Source organism: Providencia sp. UF-183, from assembly GCF_058246155.1.
This window is the reverse complement of the sequence record NZ_JBSICD010000001.1, coordinates 276,294-295,524: the sequence shown is the minus strand read 5'-3', so window position 1 is coordinate 295,524 and position 19,231 is coordinate 276,294. Positions and strand designations below refer to the sequence as shown.

The 19,231-nt window shown below is 38.0% G+C and carries 17 protein-coding genes; 10 read left to right on the top strand and 7 right to left on the bottom strand.

The genetic code is table 11. The features are described 5' to 3' along the window. The first annotated feature begins 17 nt into the window (after positions 1-17). The 3 genes from AC4IFT_RS01210 (at position 18) to AC4IFT_RS01200 (ending at position 3,626) form a co-directional block, all read left to right on the top strand. The gene (locus tag AC4IFT_RS01210; protein WP_490733755.1) at positions 18-1,877 is read left to right on the top strand and encodes a heme lyase CcmF/NrfE family subunit; all 1,860 of its coding nucleotides are present in this window, start codon (positions 18-20) and stop codon (positions 1,875-1,877) included. Continuing rightward, entirely contained in the window at positions 1,870-2,913 is a 1,044-nt protein-coding gene (gene nrfF / locus AC4IFT_RS01205; RefSeq protein ID WP_490750432.1) for a heme lyase NrfEFG subunit NrfF, read from the top strand. Before AC4IFT_RS01210 ends, nrfF begins: the two co-directional genes overlap by 8 nt. Before the next feature lie 314 nt (positions 2,914-3,227). Next, complete coding sequence (locus tag AC4IFT_RS01200; RefSeq protein WP_490733759.1) at positions 3,228-3,626, top strand: hypothetical protein; 399 nt, start codon at positions 3,228-3,230, stop codon at positions 3,624-3,626. A 218-nt stretch (positions 3,627-3,844) separates the two neighbouring features. On the opposite strand, the gene AC4IFT_RS01195 is transcribed toward AC4IFT_RS01200, so the two are convergent. Next, the gene (locus AC4IFT_RS01195) at positions 3,845-4,099 is read right to left on the bottom strand and encodes a GDCCVxC domain-containing (seleno)protein (RefSeq protein ID WP_490750430.1); all 255 of its coding nucleotides are present in this window, start codon (positions 4,097-4,099) and stop codon (positions 3,845-3,847) included. Positions 4,100-4,281: 182 nt separating this feature from the next. On the opposite strand from AC4IFT_RS01195, the gene yegD reads away from it, so the two are divergent. Continuing rightward, entirely contained in the window at positions 4,282-5,634 is a 1,353-nt protein-coding gene (gene yegD, locus AC4IFT_RS01190) for a molecular chaperone (RefSeq protein WP_490733763.1), read from the top strand. A gap of 55 nt (positions 5,635-5,689) precedes the next feature. Here yegD and AC4IFT_RS01185 read toward each other — a convergent pair whose 3' ends face one another. Together AC4IFT_RS01185 and AC4IFT_RS01180 are read right to left on the bottom strand one after the other, a co-directional pair. Further along, positions 5,690-6,169, bottom strand: coding sequence for a DUF4822 domain-containing protein (locus tag AC4IFT_RS01185; protein WP_490733765.1), 480 nt, complete (start codon positions 6,167-6,169; stop codon positions 5,690-5,692). Between the two features lie 182 nt (positions 6,170-6,351). Continuing rightward, positions 6,352-7,212, bottom strand: a complete 861-nt coding sequence (locus tag AC4IFT_RS01180; protein WP_490733767.1) for a LysR family transcriptional regulator — start codon at positions 7,210-7,212, stop codon at positions 6,352-6,354. 109 nt (positions 7,213-7,321) lie between these two features. Between AC4IFT_RS01180 and AC4IFT_RS01175 the strand changes: the two genes are divergently transcribed. From AC4IFT_RS01175 to dmsD, 4 genes are all read left to right on the top strand, one after another. After that, positions 7,322-7,792 (top strand): multidrug/biocide efflux PACE transporter, encoded by a 471-nt coding sequence (locus tag AC4IFT_RS01175; RefSeq protein ID WP_490733769.1) that lies wholly within the window; start codon positions 7,322-7,324, stop codon positions 7,790-7,792. 251 nt (positions 7,793-8,043) lie between these two features. After that, positions 8,044-8,511 (top strand): hypothetical protein, encoded by a 468-nt coding sequence (locus AC4IFT_RS01170; RefSeq protein ID WP_490750429.1) that lies wholly within the window; start codon positions 8,044-8,046, stop codon positions 8,509-8,511. Positions 8,512-8,738: 227 nt separating this feature from the next. Next, positions 8,739-9,491, top strand: coding sequence for a TonB family protein (locus tag AC4IFT_RS01165; RefSeq protein WP_490733773.1), 753 nt, complete (start codon positions 8,739-8,741; stop codon positions 9,489-9,491). Positions 9,492-9,770: 279 nt separating this feature from the next. Further along, entirely contained in the window at positions 9,771-10,388 is a 618-nt protein-coding gene (dmsD, locus tag AC4IFT_RS01160; protein ID WP_490733775.1) for a Tat proofreading chaperone DmsD, read from the top strand. Positions 10,389-10,479: 91 nt separating this feature from the next. Here the strand turns inward: dmsD and AC4IFT_RS01155 are convergent, their stop codons facing one another. Genes AC4IFT_RS01155 through AC4IFT_RS01140 form a run of 4 tightly spaced genes read right to left on the bottom strand, consistent with a single transcriptional unit; the run spans position 10,480 to position 15,264 of the window. After that, the gene (locus tag AC4IFT_RS01155; RefSeq protein ID WP_490750428.1) at positions 10,480-11,619 is read right to left on the bottom strand and encodes a trans-sulfuration enzyme family protein; all 1,140 of its coding nucleotides are present in this window, start codon (positions 11,617-11,619) and stop codon (positions 10,480-10,482) included. 26 nt (positions 11,620-11,645) lie between these two features. Then, positions 11,646-12,641, bottom strand: coding sequence for a D-cysteine desulfhydrase (locus tag AC4IFT_RS01150; RefSeq protein ID WP_490750426.1), 996 nt, complete (start codon positions 12,639-12,641; stop codon positions 11,646-11,648). Between the two features lie 16 nt (positions 12,642-12,657). Continuing rightward, positions 12,658-14,082, bottom strand: a complete 1,425-nt coding sequence (locus AC4IFT_RS01145) for a Na+/H+ antiporter NhaC family protein (protein ID WP_490750424.1) — start codon at positions 14,080-14,082, stop codon at positions 12,658-12,660. 36 nt (positions 14,083-14,118) lie between these two features. Further along, a complete protein-coding gene (locus AC4IFT_RS01140; protein ID WP_490750423.1) occupies positions 14,119-15,264 on the bottom strand; it encodes a trans-sulfuration enzyme family protein in 1,146 nt (381 codons plus the stop codon). A gap of 1,207 nt (positions 15,265-16,471) precedes the next feature. Here AC4IFT_RS01140 and AC4IFT_RS01135 point away from each other — a divergent pair. Continuing rightward, on the top strand, positions 16,472-17,602 hold the full coding sequence (locus tag AC4IFT_RS01135) for a M20 family metallopeptidase (RefSeq protein ID WP_490733785.1): 1,131 nt from the start codon (positions 16,472-16,474) through the stop codon (positions 17,600-17,602). A gap of 24 nt (positions 17,603-17,626) precedes the next feature. Continuing rightward, positions 17,627-19,066 (top strand): YfcC family protein, encoded by a 1,440-nt coding sequence (locus tag AC4IFT_RS01130; protein WP_490750421.1) that lies wholly within the window; start codon positions 17,627-17,629, stop codon positions 19,064-19,066. The last annotated feature ends 165 nt before the right edge of the window (positions 19,067-19,231 follow it).

Sequence of the window (19,231 nt, the reverse complement as noted above, 5' to 3'; positions counted from 1 at the left end):
AAGAATAAAGGTGATAATTGGAACTAATACTCCCAGAAGTGGGTTTCATCTGCCTTGTGCTGGCGCTGGGTCTCACCAGTTTCCAAGCATTATTTGGGTTTATTGGTCACTTCAGACATGTTCCGAGGCAGATGCCTCAGAACGTGTTTTGGACATCTTTGCAGTTTATCCTATTGCTCGGCGCGTATATTTGTTTAACCGTCAGTTTTATTAACAGTGATTTTTCGGTGGTTTATGTTGCTCAACATAGCCACCGACTCTCTCCGTTATCCATCAAAATTGCCGCTGTTTGGGGCGGGCACGAAGGGTCATTATTCCTCTGGTTACTGTTTATCTCCGCTTGGAGTACCTTATTTGCGTGGCGCTACCGTCAGCAAAATCACCCATTATTTTCATTAACGCTTACCCTACTCGCCATTGTTAATGCGGCTTTATTGCTGTTTATTGTTCTGTACTCCGACCCTTTCGCACGTATTTTCCCTCCAGCAATTGAAGGGAGAGATCTCAACCCAATGCTGCAACATTGGGGCTTAATCCTGCACCCCCCACTTCTTTATTTAGGTTATAGCGGGTTAATCGTGGTTTGTGCTGTAGTCATTGGCTCTCTTTTATCTAATGCCTTTAATGCAACAACCGCTTGGGTTTGCTGGCGCTTCCTCGTACCTAGTTGGTGTATACTCACTCTCGGTATCATCCTTGGCTCATGGTGGGCTTATAGTGAGTTGGGCTGGGGTGGATGGTGGTTTTGGGATCCTGTCGAAAACGCATCTTTGTTACCGTGGCTGAGTGCTACCGCACTCCTTCATAGCTTAGCCGTATCACGTAAAAATGGGCTCTATCGCCATTGGTCAATATTACTCGCTATCGCAACATTTATTCTGTCATTATTAGGAACACTGATAGTCCGTTCCGGCATTTTAATGTCTGTACACGCCTTCGCATTAGACAATGTAAGAGCCGTCCCGCTCTTTATATTATTCAGTTTTTTAAGTCTCTCCAGCTTACTTATCTATGGGTGGAAGGCCAAAGTAGCTGACAGTACAAACCAAGAAAAAACACAGCGTGAAGTTTATTTATTACTCACATTAATCTTATTCGTCGCCGTGCTATTTATTGTACTCACAGGTACGCTGTACCCAATGATTTATACGCTATTTAGCTGGGGTAAAATTTCGGTTGGCGCGCCCTACTTCAACCAAACCTTATTGCCATTTGGCATCCTGATGTTGCTGGTAATCACATTAAGTGCATTTAATCCTAATCAGAAAAAACACCGTATTCTTTATATTGCACTTTTCTGCTTATTACTTGGCCTAGTGTTAGCGTCACAAGGTGCTATTATCGCGATAGCCTGTAGTTTATTAGTGGCTATTTTGTTGATTTTATGGTTAAAACCCTTACAAACAATCCGCCAACAGCTTCCGGCTTTACTAGCGCATACTGGCGTGGTTATTTTTGCTGCGGGTATTGCCTTATCCGTCGGTAGCCGTCAAGAAACCAGTGTCAATCTGGCCGTTGGGCAAACCATCACATTGGCAGGCTATCAATTTAAATTTACTGATTTACAACTTGCTGCACAATCGAATTACACCACTGAAAAAGCCATTATCCATATTACTCAAGAGGACCAATTTCAACATGATTTAATTACCGAACGCCGTTTTTATTTGGCTCGGCAACAATTAATGATAGAACCTGGTATCAACTGGGGATGGCTTCGTAACTGGTATGCCGTGCTCGGTGAGAAAACCAGTGACCAACATTATGCAATGCGCTTTTATGTGCAAGATGGTATTCAATGGATATGGGGCGGTGGCATATTCATGTGCCTAGGGCTGTTATTTGGCTGGATACGAGGGCGAAAAAAACATGGTTAATCTCTTACGCGCCCTATTTTTATTATTGATTTCAATGGTCGCAAATGCGCAAATTGTCGATACTTGGCAATTTAATTCTGCTGAAGAACAAGAATATTCTTTGCAGATTGCCTCACAACTGCGCTGCCCTCAATGCCAAAATCAAAATCTATTAGAGTCTAACGCCCCTACCGCTGTCAGTATGCGCCATCAAGTGTATAAAATGGTGTCAGAAGGAAAAGATCAAACCCAAATAGTGCAGTATATGACTGACCGCTACGGTGATTTTGTCCTGTACAATCCGCCTATTAATTTCACCACCGCCATTCTTTGGATATTGCCTTTTTTTGCATTTTGTCTGATTTCTTACTACCTCATACGCGCCATTCGTACCCAACGAAAACAAGGGTCGCCACAATCATCAGTAAGCCAGCCAGAACAATTACTGGCTATGCCTGAATTAAATTCGCAACTAAATATATGGAATCGCAAACTCAATATTTCACTCATCGTATTATTCGCAGGCATTACGGCAAGCTATTTTTTATTGCCCCGTTTTCAATTAACTTATAATGAATACCAACGTATTTCTGACCCAATAAACGCCTTTACGCCATTAGAACAAGAACAAAATGACTTATTACGCCTACAAAATGATATTCGTCAATCTCCTGAAAACGGTGAGCTTTGGGCCGTTCTTGGGGAGTATTATTTATACCAAAATAGCTTTGATAATGCGTTAATCGCCTACCAGAGAGCCTTAAAATACACAGGTGAAAATGCACAGTTGTATTCCGCTATTGCCACTGTTTTATACTATCAAGCGGGCCAGCACCTAACAGATGATACCTTAGCCGTTATCAACAAAGCACTCAGCCTTGATAATAATGAAGTGACTGCACTTATGTTACTCGCTTCTGATGCGTTTATGAATGCAAACTATGATAAAGCCATTCGAATTTGGCAAACCTTACTCGATAGCAATAGTCCTCGGATTAATCGAGCCCAACTTATTGAAGCTATTCAAATGGCAAAAATCATGAATAATAAACAATAATAACTTTATTCTAATATTGCTAACCTTAGGTATTAATACATGCTAATCTATCACTAAGTGATATTTCCCCTCAAAAGGATGACAATCTATTTAAATATGTAATTTTTCGTTTCTTATTGATTGTCATTATTTCCTTCCTCTATTACTTAAAAAAAATTTATGCTAGATTGAATGAAATCAGCATTTCTTAATATGTACGCGTAAAATACCGTAAGTAATTTAGTCATATAATCTATATATACTAATTATATTAACTATTTTTAGCTACGCATTATTAGGAATAATTAAAATAACTACACATAGAAATAAACACTATGAAAAATAAAATATTTTCATTTTTAGTCATTGGCCTTATAGCTGGCGCTTCGTTTGTCGCTGGTGTTGCCAGCAACTATACACCGGATTTAGATATTGTTTCTAAATCACAAAAAGCGGTGGAAGACTTCTTAGCTTTTCCGAAAACAGCGGAATATAAAAACGTTAAATATCATGAGATAAGAGAAACTCTAGACCATGGTATGCTAGGTTATGTTTGTGGGGAAGTGCTCATTTTTACTGCACAAAACACTTATAGCTTTAAGCGATTTGTTGTTAAAACATACCTGCATCAAGATGGGCGTAATGTGGTTTCCATTCCACTAATCGACAGTGATGAGAAAGAGTTTCCAAATGATGATTTTAATATTCTTTGGAATAAATATTGCAATAATTAACAAAACGTAAATATTTCATACTTCATATTTATGATTTAACTTAATTAAAAAAGTAAGAAGCATATATATTAAATATAAATTTGATACCAAATAACCTTGGCAATACCTAGACTTACCCATTTTAAAAAAATAACAAAGCCCCATATAGCGTTAATGTGACCACTAATATTTGGAAAACATATTATTAAAGATCACCTCACAGCCATGGGGCTTTATTTTTATTTGCAACTCTCTGAGTTTTGGCAACAGCAAGAGGAAGATCCTGTAATTGCAGCTTCTTGGATCGGTGGGCATTTAACTGAGCCATAAGAACAAAAAACGCAGCAATCCCCTTTTAATGGTTTCAACAAAACACCACAATGTTTGCATTCATAAAACCATTGGCATGAATCCGTTGGCATTTCTTCCGTTTCAGATTTCCCGCATTCAGGGCAGGTAATTGTGGACATTAATTCTATTTGTTGGTTGTTCATTTCCTCTCCGTACATCCCAGTCTCATTATTGTTTATCTTATGATGATAGCGTGAATTAACCCTGATTTCCTTGAGCTAAATGCAGAACAAGATAAAAATTACTATTCTGATAGTAATTCAAAGCCGCTTGATATAAAGTCTTTCCCCTTTTTTGTTTGGCTACTCAACTTTTTGGAGGCGTGATGTTTATTGGCTTTGATTATGGAACATCCAACTGTGCTGTCGCGGTAATGGAAAATGGCGTTCCTAAACTATTACCTTTGGAGGGTAATCAGGCTTACATTCCATCGACGCTTTGTGCCCCAACGAGAGAATCCGTCTCTGAACATTTATTTCGTCATTGCAAAATTTCACCTTCCGATAATATTGGGCAACAAATTCTAAGAAGATCAATCGCATTTAACCAAGAAGAAGGGATTGATTTAGTGCCAGAAGACATTGTTTTCGGCCAAGCTGCATTGGATTTGTATCTACGGGATCCCCGTGACGTATATTACGTTAAATCACCAAAGTCATTTTTAGGTGCTTCAGGCTTACATGAAACACAAATAAGCTTTTTTGAAGATCTGGTTTGCGCCATGATGCGTAATATAAAAGATACTGCTGAAATCAGTACACAAAATCAGATAGCAGATACAGTCATTGGGCGACCAATTAACTTTCATGGTCGTGGGGGGGAAACCGCCAACCAGCAAGCAGAAGCTATTTTATATCGCGCAGCAAAACGGGCTGGCTTCCATAATATTGCCTTTCAATTTGAACCCGTTGCAGCGGGTTTAGAATATGAGTCAACACTAAATAATGACCAGATAATCCTAGTCGTTGATATTGGCGGTGGAACAACAGATTGTTCATTAATTCAAATGGGACCAAGCTACCGCGCTACTAAAGACAGAACGCAATCGTTATTAGCTCACAGTGGTCAACGTGTAGGCGGAAATGATCTTGATATTTACCTCGCCTTAAAACAATTAATGCAACCTTTTGGTATGGAGAGTCAATCACTCTCAGGGCTAAAAATGCCATTTTTGCAATTTTGGAACCCCATTGCCATTAACAATGTGGAAGCCCAAAAGGAATTTTATTCAAGGCCAAATTTATTAGCACTCACCCGCTTAAAACAAGATGCCAAAGAACCAGAAAAGATTGCTCGTTTGCTGGAAGTTTATAACCAAACATTAGGTTATAGCCTTGTTCGCAAAGCAGAGGAAGCCAAAATCGCATTATCAAATAGCACTGAATATTTAGCGAAAATTAATCTAATGAGCGAAATATTAGAAGTGAATATTCATCATGACCAAATGGTTGAGTCTATTGAATCACCCAAAAGTAAAATGATTGAACTGGTGAAAGAAGCGGTTATTCAAGGTGGCGTACAACCTGATGCCGTTTTTGTTACCGGAGGAAGTGCTCGCTCACCTGTATTACACCAAGCGATTACCCAAGAACTCCCTAATATTCCAATTGTAAAAGGTGATGATTTTGGCTCCGTCACGGCTGGATTAGCGCGCTGGGCAGAAACCTGTTTTAAATAAAAGGAACGGTAGCTTACCTAAAATTAATGCCGCATTACGCGGCATTAATTAAAAACTATTTTTTTACTTTATGAACAATATCAAAGTACTTATCTTTGCTATCTTGTTCTGGGTAAATACGGTAAGTATATTCTTCCGGAGTCACAGTGACATTTTCAACAACACGGGTAAATAAGACTTCACCCTTATCATTTTTTGCCGTTAATGACCGTGTTTTTCCATTTTCATCAAACGACCAATCCCCTTTCATTTTCGGTTTGCCATCGAAAGTGGTCATGTTAAATGTACCATCAGGGTAATACTCAGCTAAACCAAAGAAATTAGCGACTTGCTTATCATCAGCACTTACCGCTTTTTTATCTTGATCCAACGCTTCCGTCGTTGTCCAAACTTTGCCGACCATAATTTCTTCGTAAGCATTTAATTTATGTTCTGCACTTTGAACTTGTGTAGCAGCTTGAGTTGTAGCGGCATGAATACCAAATGACATAGTAGATACAACAGCAAATAATGTAGGTACTAATAGTTTTTTCATTTTTTCCTCTCAATTAACGCTAACGACAGCATTTATATTATTTAGGTTAACGATATGAGCCTTATTATCAAAATAGTATTACGTTTATTTACAAGATAACATTTTGTTACATGAAATATTTAGATTTTCAATCTAAAAATGATGATTTTTATACGCGTTATTAATACTAAATAACGTCTATTTTAAACCTCACCAGCCAATAATTTATTGATTAACCAATAGCCTGCCTTACCTGGAGGGCTATTTTTAGACCAAACTAAATCAACATCTATTTTACGAGGCCATAAATCGTAATTTAGGCTAACTAATACATTATGTCCAAATTGTTTAACTAACCATGTAGGTAAAATAGCCCAGCCAATACCTTGCTCCGCCATTTCCAATAACAATAAATAATTCGGTGCTAGCCAATTTTTCTCGCTGTTAATAATAATTTGGCTGCTGCTACTCAAGCGCAATTGACGGGTCATGGTTAAATGCTGGTAAGTCACCTCCTTTTCTAATGCTAAAGGATGTGTTTTTAATACATATAATCCGAGCTCACCTTGAATAGGTAGACGTGAAAAAGAAATATCGGCAGGGTATTCAGTCCTCGACTCCATCATTCCAACATGAGCCTGCTGGTTTTGGATCATCTCAATAACCGCATTATTTTCTGCAATTAGAAATTCGAATTCAATATGAGGGAATTGTCTATTTAGTGTTGTTAGAATATGCTCAGCATGGGGTGGCTGATAAATATCTGAAAAAGCACAACTTAATTGTGGCTCTATATCAGGCGATAATTCCACTCTTAATGCTTGCAAACGCTCATCCGCTGATAATATATCTTCAACCAAACTCAACACTTTTTTCCCTGCCAGTGTTAACGTAGATTCACGGCCTTGTCTGTCAAATAACACAAAACCCATGTCATCCTCAAAGCCACTTATCGTGCTACTGATCGTGGACTGACTTTTATTGAGCTTCCTTGCTGCCGCAGAAAATGATTTTAGCGATGCCGCCTCTACAAAGGTACGCAATGTTTCAATGGAATAATTCATAAGGTATCGGTTTTATCGATGGCTGCCATTTTGTATATATAGTAAAAATTGCCAATAATTGCACCTGTTTTTTACTAATACACTATTTTGCTATAAGTTTGAGGTTGTTATGAGCAAGCATACAAAAACATTAACTGAACGAATTTTTCATGCAGTTTCATTTGAAGTCATTGCGATTGCAATAACTGCACCGGTCAGTGCATGGATTTTAGGGCGCTCAATTTTCCAGATGGGAACAGTGGCTATCGTACTTTCCACGCTCGCGATGTTATTAAACCTATTTTATAACATGCTATTTGACCGTTTTTGGCCTTTATCAAAAGGCCCAAGGCCCGCAAAAGTACGTGTAGCCCATGCCGTTGGCTTCGAATTAAGTTTCGTTATCTTAGGTGTCCCAATGTTGGCTTTATTATTAAAGATGACGCTCTGGGATGCGTTTATTTTAGAAGTTGGCTTTTTTGCCTTTTTCTTATTTTATACTTATGCATTTAATCTGGTATACGATATTTTACGTGTACGTTGGTTTGCACGCCAGGAAATGCAAGCGAAAACCATTAAGCCAATAACAAAACGCACCTAATTTTCTCAGTAACACCGAATATCAATACATTCGGTGTTATCTTTATTCTCCCGTCAATTTTATCAAGTCATCCGCCCTATTATTGCAAAAAACTTTCGTTAATTTATTAATAGATGCGTTTTTTGCATTCAACATTTGCAGAAATGTCAATTTTCCCTTTATCTCTCATCACTTATATTTAGCGCATTAAAGAAACAAACACTTAAAGTCACAAGCCATTTTGACGGGCTAAACTGTTTAAAGGTATTTAAATGAAAATCTTATTTATTTCATCTGCATTTTTATTGTTCTGTAATATGAGTGCACAAGCCGATACTCGCGCACATGAAAATGCAATTATTTCGCTAAAGTTCAATGAAAATAACACGTCTTATGCAAACGAAGCCGCAATTGTAGCCCATGCAAAGGCAGCTAATTTACCCAAGAGTGAAATCAATGGAGTGGCTAAGCCTTTTTCACAAATGAATGTTCATGAAAAAGCCATAACCACATTAAGTTTCACTGAAAATAATATGTCTCCTTCCATTTTGCGCATCATGGCGTCACATATCCAAGCAGGCCAACTCCCTGCTGATAATATTTCGGGTATTAGCAAACCTATTTCCGAAATGGATAGCCATGAAAAAGCAGCGGTGGCATTAAGTTTTACCCACAACAACCAGTCCCCTTCGACTCTCTATGCAATAGAACAACATTTAATTCGGAGCCAAAAAAAATAAGAAAATTCATTATTATTTCTCTATCTTGATTTATCACACACTCAATATGTTTAAGGCTTAGGAGAGTTATCCTAAGCCTTTATATTAAGTAATTCACCTTTCATCTACCACATTCAATTGATAATAACTACCATTTGCAATTGATAATTATTTACATATAATCCGATTTATCATTTTTATTTATGATTATGAAAAGAACAATAAATCTGAAAAGATCCCGAGGCTCTATGATAAATCGAAAAATCTTGATGCTTACTTTATCAATTGCACTGCATGTTTTGGTTGTTGGCTCTCTGATTTATGCCACAACAACGTCTTTAACGCCAAAAAATCAAGCACAGTGGGAATCTCCAACTATTTCAATTGCACTCACTCAAGCTGAGCAAAAAAATGCCTCTGAAGAAGCAATACCAACGGATTCAGCACCTGAAGAAATAAAAATAAATTCAGAGACTTTCGTCGAGAAAGCCGCAATTGCTGTGCCTAAAAAACAGAATAAAGTTGAAAAAAAGACTGAAGATCCCATAAAACCTAAAGAAACCAAGATTGTAAAAAATGCTGAAAATCCTAAAAAACCTTTAGAGAAAAAAACAGTCCCCCAAACCAGTCTTGCACAACAACAAAAAGATGGCAGTCGTGTATCTTCCCAATCATTAGGAAGTAAAAGCCCAATAACACAACAAGTTTCAGGCTCCGAAGATAATCAATTAATCAATGCTTATCGTGAAAAACTACGTCAAGAAGTCGAACGTAATAAACAATATCCACGCCGAGCTAAAAAAATGAAAAATCGTGGTATAGCTAAGGTTCAGTTTCAACTAAACCATAATGGCGAAATTAGCTTAATTCGTTTAGAGAGTAGCTCTGGAAATGAGCTATTAGATAATGCAGCTCTATTAGCGGTACAAAAAAGTAACTCGGTCGGTAAACCACCAGCAGGTTTTGCACAGTCCATTACACTCAATATTGAATTTCATTAGTTTTTAGCCTAACGATAAAATCAATTAACTCATTAGTCGAGGGATTTCCATGCCTTACATATGACTGTTGGTATGGTCGTAGTGGGTTAAATATCTTTCATTAGTGGGATATTTTCCCCCTCTTCTCGTCGACAAGTATCTGGTGATTCGTTACGATGATAAAAATAATGAAGAAATCAATATATTGGCATAAACACAAACAAGCCAAATCCTTCAATTACATTTTAAATTCAAATAGTTAATCCATTTTAGTAATATTAAAAGACGAAGCGAATCAGTATGGAACAAAAACAATTAGATGATTTTTCACTGTGCATCCAAACGTTAGGTGCACTGTTTTCCTATGACCCCTCAGACTCTCGTGTTAGCAAATTGATTGCGTTGTTTAGCTCTAGTGAATGGCTAACTGAATGGCCTTTCACTGTGCATTATAATTGCCAACGGATTGATCAGTTATTCCAAGGCCAAGCAAATCAATCTGAATCACTAAAAGAGGCTTATGAGCGGTTATTTATTGGCTCTAATGCCCTCCCTGCTCCGCCTTGGGGGTCTGTCTATCTCGACAAAGAAAATGTTCTATTTGGTATTTCTACTCTTGAATTAAGAGCGTGGTTACGTAATAACCAAGTTAATATTGAATTAAGTGCCAACGAGCCAGAAGACCATGTTGGGTTATTATTTTTATTAACGGCGTGGGTTATTCAAAATAAACCCGAATTATTGAATGACTTATTGGAAATTCATTTCTTACCTTGGGTATATCGCTACTTGGAAAAAGTGCAATTAGAAGGCGGTAGTGCTTTTTATGAAGCCACAGCCTTATTGGCAACAGAAACCTTAAAATATTTGCAAAAAGAAGCTCAATTAACACCAGTAAATAAAGAACTCTATTTATAATATTATTTCTTCAATTGAAAGCACCCTATAACATATTAGGGCGCTTTTTTTATTATGGATGTTGCTTAGGAATATGGTAAGCATCCACTAACTATAGCGTCGATAAAGCGTTATCTAAATCCGCCAATAAATCACTAATATCTTCACAACCAACCGAAAAACGCAGCAACCCATCAGTTACACCTTGTGCAATTCGTTCCTCTTCAGGGATACAAGCATGGGACATAATCTTAGGATAAGAAATAATTGACTCAATCCCCCCTAAGCTCACTGCAACTAATGGAATACGAATCGCATCTAAAAATAATTTCACATTCTTTTCATTACCTAAATCAAAGGAAACAACCATTCCCCCATTTTTAGATTGTTGCATATGAATATGGTGATTTGGGTGTGAAACCAAGCCTGGATAAAACACCGTTTTTACTTTCGAATGCTGGTTCAGATATTCTGCAAGTTTCTGTGCATTCTCACTGGATCGTTCAACCCGCATTGCCATTGATTTTAAACCGCGCATGGTCAACCAACTATCAAATGGCGCAGCAATACTGCCAATAGCCACCGCTGATTTGTGTAACCATTTTGCATATTCGGCGTTATTTGTCGCAACGGTTCCTAAAATAACGTCACTGTGCCCATTAATAAATTTGGTGGCACTGTTAATAGAAAAATCAATACCTAATGAAATCACATCAGATAATAACGGCGTCATAAATGTGTTATCACATACCGTAATTAAATTATTCTTTTTTGCCAAACCGATAACTGCATTTAAGTCTGTGACTTGCAGTGTCGGGTTAGATGGCGTCTCAATATAGAATGCCTTGGTATTTTTTTGTATTGCTTCTGCGTAGTTTTTAGGGTCGGTCGCATCAACAAATGTCACTGAAATGCCATAGCGAGGTAAAAATTCAGTCATTAGCTGGAAAGTGCCGCCATAAATATTTTTGCAAGCAACGATATGATCTCCCTGACTAAACCCCAATAAAACGGCACTAATCGCCGCCATTCCTGATGAGAAAACCTCAGCAAATTGTGCATTTTCAATGGAGCAAATTGCTTCGCTTAGTGCATCACGAGTTGGGTTTGAAAAACGCGAATAAATATACGCATAATTTTCTTCAATATTACTTTGCGAATACGTTGACGATTGATACAACGGAATAGATGAGCTTCCCGTGTATTTATCCGTCATTGGGTAACCGTGTATAACTTTAGTATTAATCTTCATAGGTACATCACATTTTTAATATAGGTTTAAATACTTGCTACATTGATTTCAGAATAAGCAAATAAAGCAGGTGAACCGCCAGTATGAATAAACAAAAGCGGCTGACTCCCCTCAATGGTTTCTTTTAAAATATTATCGATTACCCCTGCCATGGCTTTCCCCGTATAAACAGGGTCGAGTAAAATACCTTCCTTTTGCGCTAATAACTCAATGGCTTGCTGCCCTTTGTTATTTGGAGCCCCATAAGCAGGTGAAAAGTATTGATCCCATAACAGCACATTCGGAAAATCAGCAATGTTTAATAACTCACCAATTTCATGTTGTAGCCTTTCAACTTTTGGCTGTTGCTGTTCAACCGTGCGTGAAACGGTCACACCAATAACCGGCGTTTGCGGTAACACGGCCTGTAACCCCATCGCCAATCCTGCATGAGTCCCCGCACTGCCTGAAGCAACAATCATCGCGGCAAAATCAATCTCTTGTGGTTTTTGCTGTGCAATTTCCAAAGCACAACTCACATACCCCAGTGAACCTAGTGCATTCGACCCACCAACAGGCACTACATAAGCATTTTCTAACCCCAATGATTCAATTAATGCTTTCATCTGCATATTAGGGTCAGTTAATTCTTCACAAAAGTAGCAGCGGGTATTAAACAAATCCGTCAGGAGTTTATTGCCATTATTTAAAAATAAGGAATTGCCGCTTTGCAGCGGGTTTTCCAATAATGCGACACATTCTAAACCGTACATTGCGGCAACGGCTGCCGTTTGGCGAACATGGTTAGATTGTATAGCCCCCGCCGTGACTAATACTTTGGCTTTTTTCTGTAGTGCATCAGCAATAATAAACTCTAACTTACGCAGTTTGTTGCCCCCCATGGCAAGGGGGGTCATATCATCACGTTTAATATAAATTTCACGACCAAGATATTCAGATATATTATTCAGTTTCATCAATGGCGTTGCTGTATGTAATAAGTCAATTTTTGCTATTGCTGAAAGCCTTTCTTGTATATTCATTTGAATATTATCCCGATTAATATGTGAAACCTAAATAGAGGTAAACCATCAGCGCAAATGCGGCGGTAACCGTGGCATAAGGCATTTGTGTTCGAATATGTTCAATATGGTCGCAATCCGTTGCCATAGAAGCCACAATCGCATCACTGGAAATTGGGGAAGTCATATCACCATAAATAGACCCAGCGATAGCTGCACCAATCATATATTCCACTGGCATACCTACTGAAATACCTAATTGCACGCCGATTGGGATCATAATGGCAAATGTTCCCCATGATGTGCCTGTCGCTAATGACATCACGGCGCTAATTAAGAAAATAAAACCAATTGAGAATCCAGGAGAAATAACACCTGAAGTCACTTCTGCAATATAAGCTCCGGTATTTAAATCAGAAGAAACCGTACCCATTAAGAAAGCTAAGATCATAACTGAGCTGATTTTCACCATACTCGCATAACCGATATATAATTCTTTAAAGAAACTCTCAATATTTAATACGCGACGCGCTAAGAACCAGACAAAGGAAACTAGCGTTCCAAACATTACGCCCCAATAAACGGATGTTGAGCCGCTACCTTTACTAAAGTCACCATTACCCGTGATATATAAAGCCACTGGCACCATTAAGACTGTAGATAAAATTGGGATAAAGAAATTTAAAGATGTATGGCAATTAGGATGTTCAATAATATCGTCGTCATCTTGCTCTATATTTTCGGCAGATAAGATATTTAACGACTCTTCATGAGCACGCAGTTCAGCCTTTTTCATTGGTCCCCATGAAAAGTTGGAGAAAATATAAAACAACACTGAAGCTAAAGAGAACCATGCCATGATATTAAACACCATCGAGCTGGCTAAAATCTCAAAGGGTTCACCAGTAATAAACCCTTTTGAAATTTGCACGCCAATCACCCCCATCATCGCTGCACCCCAGCCGTTTATCATCGCTGATGAACACACCGACACGCAGGATGTTTGCACGATATAAGACATTTTCTCTGGTGATACACCATAATTTTTCGCGAGTGTTTTTGTTGAAGCGCCCGCAATTAATTGGTTAATTGAACTTTCAATAAAAATTAATGACGTAATAATCATTGCTATTAATTGGACGGCTTTTCTATTTTTAATTAATTTAGTTTTATTGGTTAATAACCTAACAAGTGACCTAACACCACCTGTAACCACGACAAGCCGCATAATACCGCCTATCATAACCATAAATAGAATTGTTTTTGTATTTCCTGGTGAGGCAAAAGTATTAATAATCCCATCAAGCGTACCGTTAACCCCTAATAAAATATTATGATCATTAATAACAGTAAACCCGACTAATATTCCCAATAATAAAGATAAAATAACTTGGCGTGTAAAAATAGCTAAAAGTATCGTGACCAGTGGAGTGACAATGGTCCAGATTCCATAATCATTCATGGGATGCTCTCTTATTATAGTTTATTGTGTTTTTAATTAAGATAATGCTTTTTCTAAATCATTTAATAAGTCATTAATATCTTCAATACCTACCGATAAACGCAATGTCGTATCGTAAACATGAATACTTTCTCTTTCTTCTTTCGTCATTGAACCATGAGACATCGTTGCTGAGTGGTTTACCATACTTTCCACACCACCAAGAGATTCAGCTAACACAAAATAAGTCACTTTAGATAAGAAATTTTTGGTGTCCTCGATATCCCCTTTAAGTTTTATCGTCACAACAGCCCCACCAGTTCGCATCTGCGTTTTACATAGCTGGTGTTGTGGGTGTGATGGTAGCCCTGGGTAATAAACGTGTTCAATTTTCGGATGTGTGGCTAAATATTCTGCAACTTGTTGTGCATTGCTGCATTGTGCTGACATGCGTAATGCCAATGTTTTTAAGCCACGTAATGCGAGGTATGAATCAAACGGGGAAGCAATCGCACCAAGTGTGGTTTTTAGAAAATCAAGTCGGCTCGCAATATCTTCACACTGAGTGATAACGGCTCCGCCAATTAAATCTGAGTGACCACCGATATATTTGCTTGCTGATAACATCACTAAATCAGCACCTAATTCTAACGGTTTTTGGTTCCATGCAGTTGCAAATGTATTATCCACACACGTTAATATATTATGCGTTTTCGCTAATGCACAAACCGCTGTTATATCCACTAACTCTAATAATGGATTAGTTGGGCTTTCAATCCAAATTAAGCGAGTGTTATCTTTTATTTTAGCTTTAACCTCATCAAGGTTATTTAAGTCAACATAATCAATTTCGTGGCCACAATTTTCGGTTGCAACACGCTCAAATAAGCGAAAGGTCCCGCCATAAACGCCTTTCATGGCAATAATGTGGGAGTCTTTTGGTAATAAGTTCAAAACTAAACTTGAAGCAGCAACTCCAGAAGCGGTTGCTGTTGCATAGGTTCCTCCTTCAATTTCAGCCAATAACGTTTCATAAGCATAACGTGTAGGATTACTGCAACGGGAATAACAATATTCTCCATGCTCCGTTAAACTCTGTTGAACAAAGGTACTTGCGGTTGTGATTGCAGGAAAAATAGCATGATTGACGGTATCTTGCTGTTTCCCACCATGAATTAAAACTGTAGCAATATTCTTAGTCATTATTAAAAACCCAATCATAGAAAGATAACGAAATGTTTATTTATATTTGTTGCTAAAAGGAATATGCCATAGGGAAATAGAAAATTTTTTCTAAAAATCGATGACTTTATACAAATTTAGAGAAAATTTTTCTAAAAACAAATTAATAACCTTAAAATACAATAGGTTGATTAATTAAAGTGAAATGAGTGTGCCGTCACAATATCATTATTTAGTTTATCAACATCGTCTAAACCTATAGAAAACTATCGTTAACTTATTAAAACTAAAGAATAATTGTAGATTAAAGGTTAATTATATTATCGAGTAATGTAACTGATTATTATAAAAATCATAATTAGAATAATACTTTTATCTGCAATTTCACCTATCATCTCCACTGACTTACTCTTTAATACTGATATGGTAGAAATTTATTCTCTTCTACTGTTTCGCTATTTCTCTTGCAACCTAATCCGTTATCTACGTCTACCAACGACCAACTAAAAAATCACGAACAAAAAACACACACTAATATCTATATTCGTAATAAAAATGATGAATAGTAGGAATGCACACAAAATAACCTGATCAATACTCATACAACTTGTATATTAAAAACCATAAAGTTTATTATGTTTATTAAATTCAAAATCAACCTTTGAATTAAAACATTGGTTTATTTATACCCAGAATTATATTTTATATAGAAAAATCGAATAAAACCAAACAAAAACACCAGCCATGTAAAACAAAAAACCAAAATAAAAAAAACCGTAATTATTTATATTAAATGATTAAATTTATTTTATAATTTTAAAATACCCATTTAATTTCAATTAGATAAGCAAGAATCAAACAATCACTTGTATCTAAATTATTTAGTATGATAGAGTCGAAAAGTACCTACAAATATAGGTATCCTGCGTATTAACCTTTCACACTATAGTGAAGTTATATATCGAACAATTAAATTCGGTTAAGTTAATTTGTGACATAAGAAAATAACGGAGAGAGTAAAAAACACTTACAAAAATTATTAATTTATTTTAATTGGATAATTACGGTTAAGTTTTTTATCTAGTGCTGCACATATTTATTTAATTTAAAGAAAAATGAAGCTGTGTATATTGCACTTATTCCAACCTTTATTTTTAGATGTAATAACTCACGTAGAACACAATAAAAATAGCCTTACTAACGACAAACACACTATTAGGAACCCATTATGACTAATCATTTTTTAGTGCACGAACCCGCCATGCTAAAACTGCTGGAACAGGTCGTCAATATCGAATCAGGCTCTTACGACAAGGCTGGCGTCGATAACCATGCCGCTGTGTGGTGCGAAAAATACCAAGCAATGGGGTTTGAAGTTGAAGTCATTGAAAATGAGTCATTAGGCAACAACTACCGCATTTATTACCCATCTGTGAAGGCCGATATCTTAATTTTACTGCACTTAGATACTGTTTTCCCTAAAGGCACTGTTGCAGAGCGCCCATTTAGCATTGAAGGTGACAGAGCTTACGGCCCGGGCGTGATTGACATGAAAGGCAGTCATGTCATGGTGTACCAAGTCATGAAGCAACTGTATGACAACCAAGACGCACGCTATAAAAATATCGAAATCCTACTCAATTGCGATGAAGAAATTGGTTCTATTTCATCCCGTGGCGTGATTGAAAAATGCGCATTAGGTAAGCGTTATGCCCTTGTCATGGAACCTGCTCGTGCCAATGGTGCCATTGTCAGCGCACGCCGTGGTGTGGGTACTTATGTGCTAAACATCGAAGGGAAGGCCTCTCACTCGGGTATAGCCCCGGAAGCAGGTATCAGTGCTATTCAAGAATTATCCTACAAAATCCAAAGCTTACATGCTCTCAGTGCCCATGACCAAGGCTTATCCGTTAACGTTGGCCTTATTTCAGGTGGAACATCAGTCAATACAGTTGCACCTAATGCACGAGCAGAAATCGATGTGCGAATTTCCTCTGAAGAACAAGGTGTAGAGATCGACAAAAAAGTCAGAGAAGTGTGCAGCAAACCTGTATTAGACGGTATCAAACTCACCTTAACTGGCGGTATTAATCGCCCTCCAATGGCGAAAACAGATGAAAGCACCGTACTTATCGACATCATCAAGCAAGAAGCGACGAATTTAAATATCGAGTTAATCGATGTTTCAACTGGTGGTGGTTCTGACGCATCTTTTACTGCGGGTGTAGGCACAGCTACTGTCGATGGTTTAGGCCCAATTGGTGGCTACCAACACAGCGATAAAGAATATTTAGAAATTCCATCTTTAACTGAACGAGCGCAGTTATTTTTCAATGTATTACAACGTATTACACAATAAATAATAATCCAACAGGATAATAATATGGCAACAACGTCAACAACCACACCAACACCAACAAAAAAACGCTCAGAAGGTTTAAACCCTTACGTTTTATTGTTTTTCATTTTAGTCATCGCGGGTATTGCGACATGGATCGTTCCCGCAGGGCAATATGCATCAGAAACCAAAGTCATTACCATGGTCAAAGATGGTATTGAAACGAAAGTATCTAGCTCTTACACCATACCAGGCAGTTATGAGCGTTTACCAGAACAACACGGTATTTTGCCAGGGCAAATTTTCACCTCTATTGCCGATGGTTTAGTTAAAGCTGCACCAATTATCTTTTTAATTATTTTTACGGGTGGCGCGTTACATCTTCTTGAAGAAACTGGCGCTATCAAAAAAGTACTGAATAATATTTCGCGCAGTAAGAAGCTCAATGATTTCCTGTTAATTACGATTTTCTTTGTCGTATTTTCTATTTTAGGCACCACAGGCATCGTCGTTAACTCAATTATTGCATTTGTTCCTATCGGGTTGCTTGTCGCAAAATCCGTTGGAATGGATGATAAATTTGGTGCGGCATTGGTTTATGTTGCAGCCTACGCTGGCTTTAACGCCTCAATTATGGCACCGATGACCGTTGGTTTATCCCAAGGCTTAGCTGACGTTCCACTGCTATCTGGCCTTGGTTTTCGTATGGTAATTTATATCGCCTTCGTCATCGCAGGTATCCTATTTTTAACTTTCTATACCAAAAAATGCCGCAAGCAAGGTATGGTGCGCCCAGAAATTGCTGCCGATGATGCTGATCACCAAACGTCAAAAATTTCGGCGCTGCACATCATCACCCTATCATATAGTGCATTCTGCTTAGTCGGTTTTATTTTTGGCGCTGTCGAGTGGGGTTGGGGTGAAAAAGAGATGATGGCCATGTTTATCATCTTAGGCGTGGGTGTCGGTGTACTCAACCGTATGTCACCAAACAGTATCGCAACGGGCTTTTTAAAAGGCTGTGCGGGGATGGTTGGCGGTGCATTTATCGTTGGTATGGCACGCGCCATTGCGATTGTGTTATCTGATGGCATGATCTTAGACACCATCGTCAATGCCATTATTTCAATGATGGATGGCTTGCCAAAAACCCTTTCTGCACTCTCGATGTTTGCAACCGCCGCGATTATGCACTTCTTTATTTCGTCTGGTTCAGGTGAGGCCGCTGTATTAGTGCCAATCTTTACCCCAATGGGTGACCTGTTAGAAATTACCCGCCAAACGACAGTGCAAACAGTCCTGTTAGGTGAAGGTGTGGTGAACTGTATTAACCCGACATCTGGCATCTTAATGGCCGTGTTAGCAACAGCGAAAATCCCGTATACCACGTGGGTGAAATTTATTTGGCCATTGGTGTTTACATGGATTGTCATTTCTATTGTGGCTCTGGTTTATGCCGTCATGACCAATTTAGGGCCGATTTAATCCCTAAAGCCATCCCACAATAAACTGATTTAACACCACCCTTCGCGGTGGTGTTATTTTTTCAGCGTAGCAAGGAAAAGCCCGAGATTACCATTAGGGTGTGATGCGCTAATATGACAGAACCCTCCACCATTTCTTAACCTACCCGATTACCTCTTTCAAAAA